The sequence below is a fragment of the Nonomuraea sp. NPDC001636 genome, from assembly GCF_040298265.1.
Lineage (GTDB): Bacteria > Actinomycetota > Actinomycetes > Streptosporangiales > Streptosporangiaceae > Nonomuraea.
Map to the genome: position 1 here is coordinate 1 of NZ_JBEOZT010000017.1, position 12,069 is coordinate 12,069.

General features: G+C 70.6%; 8 protein-coding genes and 1 tRNA gene. 7 read left to right on the forward strand and 2 right to left on the reverse strand.

The window, feature by feature from the left end:
- Window positions 1-181: 181 nt before the first annotated feature.
- Window positions 182-267, reverse strand: a tRNA-Leu gene (locus ABT158_RS28495).
- 319 nt (window positions 268-586) lie between these two features.
- Here ABT158_RS28495 and ABT158_RS28500 point away from each other — a divergent pair.
- Window positions 587-1,168 carry a hypothetical protein gene (locus ABT158_RS28500; RefSeq protein ID WP_352358468.1) on the forward strand — a complete coding sequence of 194 codons (582 nt, stop codon included), beginning with the start codon at window positions 587-589 and terminating at the stop codon, window positions 1,166-1,168.
- Window positions 1,169-1,366: 198 nt separating this feature from the next.
- Window positions 1,367-3,523, forward strand: coding sequence for a chaplin family protein (locus ABT158_RS28505; protein WP_352358470.1), 2,157 nt, complete (start codon window positions 1,367-1,369; stop codon window positions 3,521-3,523).
- A 122-nt stretch (window positions 3,524-3,645) separates the two neighbouring features.
- Here the strand turns inward: ABT158_RS28505 and ABT158_RS28510 are convergent, their stop codons facing one another.
- Window positions 3,646-3,831: a DUF5703 family protein gene (locus ABT158_RS28510; RefSeq protein WP_125641854.1), complete on the reverse strand. Its 186-nt coding sequence runs from the start codon at window positions 3,829-3,831 to the stop codon at window positions 3,646-3,648.
- A 189-nt stretch (window positions 3,832-4,020) separates the two neighbouring features.
- On the opposite strand from ABT158_RS28510, the gene topA reads away from it, so the two are divergent.
- From topA to ABT158_RS28535, 5 genes are all read left to right on the forward strand, one after another.
- A complete protein-coding gene (topA, locus tag ABT158_RS28515) occupies window positions 4,021-6,705 on the forward strand; it encodes a type I DNA topoisomerase (protein WP_352358472.1) in 2,685 nt (894 codons plus the stop codon).
- 13 nt (window positions 6,706-6,718) lie between these two features.
- Window positions 6,719-7,960, forward strand: a complete 1,242-nt coding sequence (locus ABT158_RS28520) for a metallophosphoesterase (protein WP_352358474.1) — start codon at window positions 6,719-6,721, stop codon at window positions 7,958-7,960.
- Window positions 7,961-8,032: 72 nt separating this feature from the next.
- The gene (locus ABT158_RS28525) at window positions 8,033-8,605 is read left to right on the forward strand and encodes a helix-turn-helix transcriptional regulator (protein ID WP_352358476.1); all 573 of its coding nucleotides are present in this window, start codon (window positions 8,033-8,035) and stop codon (window positions 8,603-8,605) included.
- A 141-nt stretch (window positions 8,606-8,746) separates the two neighbouring features.
- Window positions 8,747-10,783, forward strand: coding sequence for a dTMP kinase (tmk, locus tag ABT158_RS28530; RefSeq protein WP_352358478.1), 2,037 nt, complete (start codon window positions 8,747-8,749; stop codon window positions 10,781-10,783).
- Window positions 10,784-10,792: 9 nt separating this feature from the next.
- The gene (locus tag ABT158_RS28535) at window positions 10,793-11,971 is read left to right on the forward strand and encodes a DNA polymerase III subunit delta' (RefSeq protein ID WP_352358480.1); all 1,179 of its coding nucleotides are present in this window, start codon (window positions 10,793-10,795) and stop codon (window positions 11,969-11,971) included.
- Window positions 11,972-12,069 lie beyond the last annotated feature (98 nt).

The following is a 12,069-nucleotide window of genomic DNA, read 5'->3' on the forward strand; positions in this document are numbered from 1 at the left end:
CGACCGCACCAACCACCGCGCGAGCACCACCATCAACGTCCTCACCGAACACCAGTTGACAGCAGCCCAAAGCCCTTAACTTCCCGGCATTGGGGCTAGGGGTCCTCGCAACCTGGGCGTACTGCCCCAGAAAGCAGAATGTGGAGGCCCGGTTAACCGGTGCCTCCACATGTGTGCGGTGTGTCCGAGGGGGGACTTGAACCCCCATGCCCATCACTGGGCACTAGCACCTCAAGCTAGCGCGTCTGCCTATTCCGCCACCCGGACTTGGTGCCTGCACGCGGGACGTCATCTCGCGTCGGCTCCGTAAGGTTAGCAAACTCTGGGGGGTGAGTCATACCAAGTATCGGCACAGGGGAGAGGCGCCGGCTCTCCGGCGGCCCGCCGACGGCCCCGCCGGACCGTCCTGATGACCCTCCCAAGTGTCTTTCGTGAAGCGGACCAGCGTGTCGTTGCCCTTTTCCGGGGTCTCTGCTGAAAAGCCCTTGCGGCAACTTTGAGTGCTGCTACGGTTACGGATCGTTGAGGGGTGAGTCCACGGGCCGGCCTCACGACGTGAGGCCGGTTCCGGAAGCTGGGAGGTCACGTGGCACGCACGAAGGTCGGGCAGTCGAGGGCGTCGTCCCTCGCTGCGCGCCGCGTGCCCACGACGCTCCCGGAGCAGGACACGACCGCCGAGCGGGCCGACCGGATGGCGCGGTTCGCGGCCGGTGCCCGCAGGGTTGTCGTGCGGGCAGTCACGATGGGCGCCCTGGTGGCGGCCGGATGGCTGCTCGCCGTCGTGTTCGGAGCCATGTCCGCCGCTCCGGCGGCCGCGGATGCCACCGCGGCCACCACAGGAGCCGCCGACGCGGCCCCCGCTCCCCTTTCGGTCCCCGGCTACCTCTCGGCGTCGGACAACGCCGAGGCGATGGCGGGCCGCACCGTGGACGGTCTCAACAGCCAGCAGGATCCTGGTCTGCCACCACCATCCTCCGCCGGAAAGATCTTGGACACCGATGGACTGGTGCCCAACGGTGGTGGCAGCGGCCCGTTCGGGCCCGGTATGGGGGATGTCGCGAGGTCCGGTGTCGACCCGCGGCTGCAGTACCAGTCCGCCGTCATGGCGCGTGTGCTGCCCCCCGTCGTCCGCACAGCGGCGGACGACCCTTCCTTCTCACCTGACTGATCCCGCCATCTCCACACGCCCCGGACGTCCCGTCCGGAGAGCGACGGCGGAGCGTGGTCACATCCCCTCCGCCGGCGGGTGAGACGTCAGTCAACCTGTTCGCGAATCCGAGGTCACCGTTGTGTGCGACCTCGCACGGCCTCGGCTGCCCGCGAACCGTTTCAGGTATCCCCCCAAGAACCACTAGGAGCATTCACCATGCGTACGTGGGCTAGAGCATCTACTCCTGCGGCCCTTCTGGCGGTCGCGGTCATGTCGTTCGGCAGCGGTGCGGCCTTCGCCGACACCTCGGGCAACTCCTCCGTGGGCGGCGGCAACCAGGTCAACCTGCCGATCAACCTGCCCATCGACATCAGCGGCAACGCCGTCGGCGCGGCCGGCCAGTCGTCCGCCGGGTCCCACGGCGGCGCCTCGGTCGAGAACGTCGGCCCGAGCGACATCCCCAACCGCACCTCAGGAAACTCCAGCGTGCTGGGCGGCAACCAGGTCAACGCGCCGATCACCGCGCCGCTGAACGCCTGCGGCAACGCGGTCTCCCTGTTCGGCAAGTCGGACGCGGGCTGCCGGGGCGGCGCGACCGTCCACAACAAGGGCAAGGGCGGCGCCGGGGGCAACCAGACCTCGGGCGACTCCAGCCTCATCGGCGGGAACCAGCTCACGGCGCCGATCACGGCTCCGATCAACGCCTGCGGCAACGCGCTGGCCATCTTCGGCGACGCGACCGCGGGCTGCAAGGGCGGCGCCTCCGTGCACAACAGCGGCGTCGGCAACGCGGGCGGCAACCGTACGTCCGGGCGCTCGTCCGCGCTGGGCGGCAACCAGGTGATCGCGCCGGTCAACGGGCCGATCAACATCTGCGGGAACGCGGTGGCGGTGTTCGGGCGGGCGTTCGCGGGCTGCCAGGGCGGCGCCAGCGTCACCAACTCGGGCGGTGGCGGCTGGCTGCACCACATGGCCGCGCCGGGCTCCACGGGCAACGACACCGACGGGCGTTACGGCGCCGGCAGCGGCAACCAGGTGATCGCCCCCGTCAACCTGCCCATCACGGCCTGCGGCAACGCCGTCGGCAACGCGGTGGCCAACTGCCGGGGCGGCGCGACGGTGCTGAACACCCGCGCCGGTTCCGGCGCGGGCGGCAACACGACCTCCGGGCGTTCGGGCGTGCTGAGCGGCAACCAGGTGATCGCGCCGATCACGGCTCCGCTCAACGTGTGCGGCAACGCGGTGGCCGCCTTCGGCAAGGCGTTCGCCGGGTGCCGGGGCGTCGTCTCGGTCAAGAACGGCGGCCGGGGCGCCGGCGGCAACCACACCTCCGGGCAGTCGGGCGTCGGGGCGGGCAACCAGGTGATCGCGCCGATCACGGCTCCGCTCAACGTCTGCGGCAACGCGGCCGCGGTGCTCGGCGCCTCCAACGCCCACTGCAAGGGCGGCGCGGCCGTCTGGCCGCACGACGGTGTGGGCGGCGGCGGCAACTCGACCTCCGGGCGTTCGGGCGTGCTGAGCGGCAACCAGGCGATCGCGCCGATCACGGCCCCGGTCAACGTCTGCGGCAACGCCGTGGCCGTGCTGGGCGACGCCGCGGCGGGCTGCCTGGGCGGCGCGCACGTCGGCAAGCCGGGCTACCCGGGCGGCGGCTACAACCAGTTCCTGCGTTCCTCCGGCCACCAGGCCGCGGCCAAGAGCGGGCTGCTGCCCGCGGTGCCCGCCGTCCCGGCGCTCAACGGTGTCAACGGCACCGGCGCCGTGCCCGGTCTGCCCGACGTCGGCGGCCTGTCGAAGGCGGGCGGCCTGCCGGTTCCCGGCAACGTGACGCAGCAGCTCCAGAGCTCGGGCCTGCCGCTCCCCGGCAATGTGACGCGGCAGCTGGAGGGCTCGGGCCTGCCGGTCGGCGGCGGCCTGTCCTCGCTGCCGCTCGTGGACGACGCGTCCAAGACCCTGGGCCTGCCTGCCCTGCCCGAGCTGCCCGGTCTGCCCGGCCAGGCGCAGGCTCCGGCGCAGGCCAGGCCCGGCGAGGTGGACATGCCGGCCAAGGCCTGGGAGAAGCGGGTGCCCGTCCGGCCCGGCAAGCGTCACATGGCCGACAGGACCGACCACGTGCGCAGGGCGCCGGCCCGTCCTTCTTCGCCGCTCTCCCCGGCCACCGACCTGCTCTCCTCCACCCCGGTCGGCAGTGCCGTGACCTCGGCCACCGGCGGCCTGCCGGTCGGCAACCTGGGCCTGATGAGCGCCGCCCAGCCCGCCGGTCTCACCGGGATGAACTCCAGCTCGCTGCTCGCGCTGCTGCTCGGCTCGATGTTCGCCGCGTCGGCCACGCTGTTCGCGACCGCCCGCCGGTTCCGGTTCGGCCGTAAGTAGATATACGGCATAGGTCGGTAACCGCAGATACCGCTACCGCTCCACCGCCTGGGAGCGGTAGGCGATAGATGCTTTGCCCGTTCCGGGGGCGCGGCCCGGGGCGGGCAAAGCCATGTCCGGCCTCAGAGCGTGCTGCGGACACGGATGACCTTGCGTCGCAGCCGTACGTGCCGGCTCCCGTCGGGGTGCACCCGCACCCGCGCGAGCTCCCACTGGCCGTACTCTGCGTGTTCGGTCAGCAGTTGACGTGCGGCTTCGCGAGTGAGGTCGCGCGGAATGAAGATATCCATGTAGGAGTAGTCGAGCACAACGATTAGTCTCCAGGGTGAGTCAGGGCGCCATGCCGCTCGATGGGGCTTATTCTGCGTGCTTGTGGGTGGACCCGGAAGCTAGTGGGTAGCCCGGGGGAAGGAAATTTCCGCGAGTCGGGTTACCTTTCAGATCTATGCCGACTCCCGGCAGGGGGATTGCAAGCGAACAGTGAGGTAGGAAGCAGCGTGCCAGCCAAGAACGGCAGCTCCGGCGGAACACGCCTGGTGATCGTCGAGTCGCCCGCCAAGGCGAAGACGATCGAGAAATACCTCGGCGCCGGCTACACGGTGGAGTCCAGCATCGGCCACATCCGTGACCTGCCGGAGCGGGCCGACGACATCCCCGAGGCCTTCAAGAAGGAGTCCTGGGCGCGCCTTGGCGTGAACGTCGAGCACGAGTTCGAGCCGCTGTACGTCGTCAACCCCGACAAAAAGGCGCAGGTCAGCAAGCTGCGTCAGCTGTTGAAGGGCGCTGACGAACTCTACCTGGCCACTGACGAGGACCGGGAGGGCGAGGCGATCGCCTGGCACCTGCGCGAGGTGCTCAAGCCGACCGTGCCCGTCCACCGCATGGTGTTCCACGAGATCACGCCGCAGGCGATCCGCGACGCCGTCGCGAACCCGCGCGACCTCAACCTCCGCCTGGTCGACGCCCAGGAGACCCGCCGCATCCTCGACCGGCTCTACGGTTACGAGGTCAGCCCGGTCCTGTGGAAGAAGGTCAAGCCGCGGCTGTCGGCCGGCCGGGTGCAGTCGGTGGCGACGCGGCTGGTGGTGGAGCGCGAGCGGGAGCGCATGGCGTTCACCTCCGCCCACTACTGGGACCTGCAGGCGCTGTTCGACTCGGGCAAGCCCGAGGAGCGGCCGCGTGACTTCACCGCGACGCTGAGCTCGGTCGACGGTAGGAGGGTGGCCCAGGGGCGCGACTTCGCCAGCACCGGGCAGCTCAAGACGGCCGACGTGCTGCACCTGTCCGAGGCCGCCGCCGGTGAGCTGGCCGGCCGGCTCCAGGGCACGTCGTTCTCGGTCAAGTCCGTCGAGCGCAAGCCGTACACGCGCAAGCCGTACGCGCCGTTCCGGACGACCACATTGCAGCAGGAGGCCAGCCGGAAGCTGGGCTTCTCCGCCAAGTACACGATGCAGGTCGCCCAGCGGCTGTACGAGCAGGGTTTCATCACCTACATGCGTACCGACAGCATCACGCTGTCGGAGACCGCGATCGCCGCCGCCCGCTCGCAGGCCATCAAGCTCTACGGCGCCGCGTACGTGCCCGACAAGCCGCGCGTCTACACCAGCAAGGTCAAGAGCGCGCAGGAGGCTCACGAGGCGATCCGGCCCTCCGGCGAGGAGTTCCGCACGCCGGGCGAGACCGGGCTGTCCGGCGACATGTTCCGCCTCTACGAGCTGATCTGGCAGCGCACCGTCTCCTCGCAGATGAAGGACGCGGTCGGCGAGTCGATCAGCGTCAAGGTCGGCGGCCGTTCGGCTTCCGGCGAAGACGTCGAGTTCAGCGCCTCGGGCCGGACGATCACCTTCTACGGGTTCCTCAAGGCGTACGTCGAGGGGGCCGACGACCCCTCGACCGACCGCGACGACTCCGAGAAGCGGCTGCCCAACCTGGCCGAGGGCGACGCGCTGACCGTGTCGCGGCTCGACGTGGCCGCCCACTCCACCAAGCCGCCCGCCCGCTACACCGAGGCCTCGCTGGTCAAGGAGCTGGAGGACCGCGAGATCGGGCGGCCCTCGACGTACGCGTCGATCATCGGCACGATCCTCGACCGCGGCTACGTGTTCAAGAAGGGCACCGCGCTGGTGCCGTCCTTCCTGGCCTTCGCCGTGGTCAACCTGCTTGAGCAGCATTTCGGCAACCTGGTCGACTACGACTTCACGGCCGAGATGGAGAAGGTGCTCGACGACATCGCCAACGACCGCGCCGAGCGGGTGCCCGAGCTGCAGCGTTTCTACTACGGCGCGGGCGACGGCGACGAGGGCCTGAAGGAGATGGTCACCGACCTCGGTGACATCGACGCCAAGGAGATCAGCTCGTTCCCGATCAAGGGTACGGACATCGTCCTGCGGGTCGGGCGTTACGGGCCGTACCTGGACAGGGACGGCGCGCGGGTCAACGTGCCCGAGGACACCACGCCCGACGAGCTGACGGCGGAGAAGGCCGAGGAGCTGTTCTCGCGGCCGACCGGCGACCGCGAGCTGGGCAAGGACCCCGTGAGCGGGCACACGATCGTGGCCAAGGACGGCCGTTACGGCCCGTACGTGACGGAGATCCTGCCCGAGCCGGCCGAGGACGAGACGCCGAAGAAGCGGACGAAGAAGGCAGACGCCCCCAAGCCGCGCACCAGCTCCCTGTTCAAGACGATGTCGCTGGACACGATCACCCTCGACGACGCCCTCAAGCTGCTGGCCATCCCCCGGGTGGTGGGCGAGCTCGACGGCGAGGAGGTCGTGGCGCACAACGGGAAGTTCGGGCCGTACATCAAGAAGGGCACCGACTCCCGCTCGCTCACCTCGGAAGAGGACCTGCTGACGGTCACGATCGAGCAGGCAAAGGAGCTGTTCGCGCAGCCCAAGCAGCGCGGGCGGCGGGCCGCGGCGGCGGCGCCGCTGCGGGAGCTGGGCGACGATCCGGCGTCGAAGAAGCCGGTCGTGGTCAAGGAGGGGCGTTTCGGTCCCTACGTGACCGACGGCGAGACGAACGCGTCGCTGCGCAAGGGCGACACGGTCGAGGAGATCACCATCGAACGGGCCGCCGAGCTGCTGGCCGAGCGCCGCGAGCGGGCGCCCGCGCCGAAGAAGACCACGCGCAAGGCCCCGGCGAAGAAGACGACCGCGAAGAAGCCGGCGGCCAAGTCGTAAGTAGCATCGACGTGTGATCGTGCTGGTCTTCGTCGCTCTCGTCGTGGTGGCGCACCTTTATCTGTGGCATCGGATGGTGCGCTCCGCGACCCGCCCCGGGCGCGTCCGCAAGGCGCTGACCTGGGGTCTGGTCGGGCTCGTCCTGCTCGTGGTGGCCGCGTTCGCGGGCACGCGGATGGAGCTGGGCAACTGGCTGGCCTGGCCGGGCTACCTGTGGGTGGCGCTGATGTTCTACCTCGTGGTGTTCCTGCTCGTGCTGGAGGTGCCGCGGGCCGTCGCGTCGATGATCATCCGCAGGGGTGAGCGCGGGTCGGCGGCGGTCAAGGAGCCGGTCCCGGTCGCGGCGGTGGCGTCCGCCGTCCCGCCGTCCGAGTCCGCCGCTGAGCTTGCCGCTGAGCCTGTTCCCGCGACCGTGCCGCCCATGAGCAGGCGGCTCTTCCTGGGGCGCACCACCGCGGTGGTGGCCGGGGTCGGCGCGCTCGGCACGGTCGGTTACGGCATGACCAGCGCTCTGGGCGACCCGGTGCTTGAGCCGGTGCGGGTCCGGCTGCCCAGGCTCGACCCGAGGCTGAACGGCCTGCGCTTCGCGGTGGTGAGCGACATCCACCTGGGCCCGCTCACGGGCGTCGGCCACACCGAGCGCATCGTCAGGATGATCAACGGGCTGCGTCCCGACGTGGTGGCCATCGTCGGCGACCTGGTGGACGGGTCCGTGGCCCAGTTGGGCGCCCTCGCCAAGCCCCTCAAAAGCCTTGAGTCCCGCTACGGGGCATATTTCGTGACCGGTAACCACGAGTACTACACCCAGAACGGCCCCCAGGAATGGATAGAGGAGCTCGACCAGCTCGGCGTTCGCTCGTTGCGTAACGAGCGCGTGGAGATCAGCCACCAGGGCGCCGTACTCGACCTGGCCGGGGTGAACGACCTCAACGGCCAGGCCGTCGGCGACGGGCCCGACTTCGCCAAGGCCCTCGGCGGACGGACGCCCGGGCGCTCCACGGTGCTGCTCGCGCACCAGCCCGTACAGGTGGACCAGGCGGCCGGCTTCGGCGTCGACCTGCAGCTGTCGGGGCACACGCACGGCGGCCAGATCGCGCCGTTCAACCTGGTGGTGGGCCTGCAGCAGCCCGTCGTGTCGGGGCTGGCCACGATCGACGGCGTGCAGGTGTACGTCACCAGGGGCGCGGGGTTCTGGGGGCCGCCGGTACGGGTCGGCGCGCCGCCGGAGATCACTATGCTGGAGCTGCGCTCCTGACTTTGCGCGACGCGGTCGCCACGTGGTGTCATCTTGGCGTAGTATCCGACCGGATACTCGCAGGAGGTGAGCATGGTTTCCTCCCCGGCCGAAGGGGCGTTGCGCCAGGCGGCTTCGCTCGCGCCCGACGTCGCCTTCTGGGCCAGGCGCGGCGGGCTGCTGTTCAGGCAGGCGCGCCACGCGGCGAGCATGAACCAGAAGGCGCTGGCCAGCAGGAGCGGCACCTCGCGCACCACGCTGTCGGCCTACGAGCACGGCCGGAAGTCGCCCACGCTGGAGACGGCCGGGCGCATCCTCGACGCGGCCGGGTTCCGGCTGGCCCTTGAGCCCAAGGTCGAGTTCGCCGGGCACTCGGCGGGCGGGCGCAGCTTCCACGTCCCGAGCCGGCTGCGGCGGCTGCCGGTGGCCGCGGCCCTCGGCGTCCTGCGGTTCGGCGGCCGGGTCTACGAGCTGGCCGATCGCGACCAGCGCCGGGCGGCCTACTCGGCGCTGCTGAGCGAGGGCGGCCCCGCCGACCTGCTCGACCACGTCGACGGCGCGCTGCTCGTCGAGCTCTGGGGCGAGCTGGCCCTGCCGGCCGCCGTCCGCGCCGCCTGGATGCCTCTGGTGGAGCAGATCAGGCAAGAGGCCGGAGTAATGAAATGACGACGTTTTCGATGGCCTATTCCATGCGGGTAACCTGCACGCCGACCCGTGAACGTAATACCCTCAGCCACGGACAAGCGGGTAATTCCGTGTTGTCTCCTGCCTTCCCAAGTCCGGCCGACACCTGGATACGCTGAAATCATGACTGCCCCTAGGCGCGCTGCACATGTGCTGGCCCATGCGCCGTTCCGCCGTCTCTGGACGGCCATGTCGGTGTGCAGTCTGGGCGACTGGCTCAACATCCTGGCCCTGACCGCCCTCGCCGGAAACCTCAACCAGGGCGACTACCGCATGCAGTCGCTGGCCGTGGGCGGCGTGTTCATCGCCAAGATGTTGCCCGCGGTGCTGCTCGGGCCGCTGGCCGGGGTGTTCGCCGACCGGTTCGACCGGCGCCTGACCATGTTCACCGCAGACCTGGCCAGGTTCGCGGTCGTGTTGTCGATCCCGATCATCGGCACCTACCAGTGGGTGATCGTCGCGACCGTCCTGGTCGAGTGCGTCAACCTGTTCTGGGTCCCGGCCAAGGACGCCACGGTGCCCAACCTGGTGCCCAAGGACCAGCTCGAATCCGCCAACCGGCTCAACCTGCTGGTCACCTACGGCAGCGCGCCGATCGCGGCCCTGCTGTTCGCCGCGCTGTCCCTGGCCGGCGACATGGGACGTAGCGTCCTGCCACTGCTCAACGGCATGGACCCGACCGCTCCGGCGCTGATCGTCAACTCCCTGGCCTACCTGATGTCGGCCTTCCTGATCTTCACGTTGCGCGGCATCCCCAAGCGCGACGGCGCGATCTCGACGCCCTCGGTGCTCAAGCAGGTCGTCGAGGGCTGGCGCTTCGTGGGCGGCAACCGGCTCGTGCGCGGCCTGATCATCGGCATGCTCGGCGCGTTCGCCGCGGGTGGGGCCGTGGTCGGCGTGGCGAAGATCTACGTGGTGGCCCTCGGCGGCGGCGACGCGGCCTACGGCGTCGTGTTCGGCGCCGTCTTCGTCGGCATGGCGCTGGGCATGTTCGTCGGCCTCAGGCTGCTGCGCGGGCTGTCGCGGCGCCGGCTGTTCGGCCTGGCCATCACCGTGGCCGGGGTGGTGCTCGTAGCCATCGCGCTGATCCACAACCTGCCGATCGTGGTCATGCTGACCGTGCTGCTCGGGGCGTGCGCGGGCATCGCGTGGATCATCGGCTACACCCTGATCGGGCTGGAGGTCGAAGACGCCCTGCGCGGGCGCACGTTCTCGTTCCTGCAGTCCACGGCGCGGGTCACCCTGCTGCTCGTGGTGGCGGTGGCCAACCCGCTGGCGGCGCTCTTCGGCGCCCACGAGTTCGGCCTCGGCACCATCGCCTACCGCTTCGACGGCACCAACCTGGTGCTGGTCATCGGTGGCGCGCTCGCGATGGCCGTCGGGATCCTGGCGCTGCGCCACATGGACGACAGGCAGGGCGTCTCACTGTCGGCCGACCTCCTCGCGGCGGTGCGCGGCGAGCGTTACCCCGCCGAGCCGGCCGAGCACGTGCCGGGGCTGTTCATGGCGTTCGAGGGCGGCGAGGGCTCGGGCAAGACCACCCAGTCGCGGCTGATCGCCATCTGGCTGCGCGACCAGGGCTACGACGTGGTCCAGACGCGGGAGCCCGGCTCAACCAAGATCGGCATGCGGTTGCGGGCCATCCTGCTCGACGCGGCCGAGCGCGGTCTGTCGGCCCGTTCGGAGGCCCTGCTCTACGCGGCCGACCGGGCCGAGCACGTCGAGAAGGTGATCCGCCCGGCGCTCTACCGGGGCTCGCTGGTGATCAGCGACCGCTACGTCGACTCGTCCCTGGCCTACCAGGGTGCCGGCCGGGCGCTCGACCCCGAAGACGTGTCCAAGATCAACGCGTGGGCGACGGGCGGCCTCGTGCCGCATCTGACCGTGCTCATCGACACGCCGCCCGAGGTGGGGCTCACCCGGCTGGGCGGGGCGGCCGACCGCATCGAGTCCGAGCCGCTGGAGTTCCACCAGCGGGTGCGCAAGGAGTTCCGCGCGCTGGCCGCCGCCGATCCCGGCCGCTACCTCGTGGTCGACGGCACGATGCCGCCCGAGGTGCTGACCCGCCAGATCCAGGACCGCATCCGCGAGATCCTGCCCGACCCGGTGCCCCGGGAGTCCGAAGACGCCACGGGCACGATGCCCGCCATCCGCGACTAGCCTTACGCCGTGACAGTTTTCGATGACCTCGTCGGGCAGGACCAGGCGATCTCCGTGCTGTCGCGGGCCGCTGCGGCGGCCGGCGAGGCCGTCAAGGGCGGTCGCGGCGCCGGCATGACGCACGCCTGGCTGTTCACCGGCCCGCCCGGCTCGGGCCGGGAGGAGGCCGCGCGCGCCTTCGCCGCCGCGCTGCTGTGCCCCGACGCCGGTTGCGGCCACTGCGACCAGTGCCACCAGGTGCTCATCGGCTCCCACCCCGACCTGGAGTCCGTACGTCCTGAGGGCCTGTCCTACAGCGTCAAGCAGACCCGCGAGCTCATCCTGCGGGCCGCGGGCGCCCCCACCCAGGGCCGCTGGCGGGTCATCTTGTTCGAGGACGCCGACCGCGCCACGGAGTCGGCGGCCAACGCCCTGCTCAAGGCCATCGAGGAGCCGCCGCCGCGCACGGTCTGGCTGCTGTGCGCGCCCGCTCCCGACGACCTCATGATCACCATCAGGTCGCGCTGCCGCCAGGTCACGCTGACCACGCCGTCCACCGAGGCCGTCGCGCACGTGCTGGCCACGCGCGACAGCGTGCCGTGGGAGACCGCCGCGTTCGCCGCGCGGGCCGCGCAGGGGCACATCAGCAGGGCGCGGTCACTGGCCCTCGACGAGGGCGCCCGCCACCGGCGGGAGGCCGTGCTCGGCATCCCGCGCTCGCTGACCGGGGTGGGCGAGTGCGTGTCCGCCGCCGAACGCCTGGTCAAGACGGCCGAGGAAGAGGCCGCGGTGGCCACGGCGGCGCTCAACGAGAACGAGACGGCCGAGCTGCGCAAGATCTACGGCGAGGGCTCCACGGGCAAGGGGCTCAACCGGGGGCTGGTGCGCGGCGGGGCGGGCGCACTCAAGGAGCTGGAGGACCGGCAGAAGTCGCGGGCCACCCGCATCAAACGGGATTCGCTCGACGCCGCGCTGCTGGAACTGGTGTCGTTCTACCGCGACGTGCTGGCCATGCAGTTCGGGGCGGGGGTGGAGCTGGCCAACGACGACATCCGGTTCGATCTCGACCAGCTCGCCAGGTCGTCCACGCCGGAGGAGACGCTGCGGCGGATCGACGCGATCATGCGGTGCCGGGAGCGGCTGGGGGCCAACGTCAATCCGCAGATGGCGGTGGAGGCGATGATGTTGTCACTGCGCGGGGCGGCCTGAGCTGATCCCGGCCACTGCGTGTGGTCGCTGCGCGGGCTGCCTTAGGCGCGATGCGGGGCTGGGGGCTGGTGGTGGCGTGAGGGGGGACCTGGTGAAGG

Coding starts and splice junctions, on each gene's coding strand:
- ABT158_RS28505 (WP_352358470.1), top strand. CDS start 1,367: ATGCGTACGTGGGCTAGAGCATCTACTCCTGCGGCCCTTCTGGCGGTC.
- ABT158_RS28525 (WP_352358476.1), top strand. CDS start 8,033: ATGGTTTCCTCCCCGGCCGAAGGGGCGTTGCGCCAGGCGGCTTCGCTC.
- tmk (WP_352358478.1), top strand. CDS start 8,747: ATGACTGCCCCTAGGCGCGCTGCACATGTGCTGGCCCATGCGCCGTTC.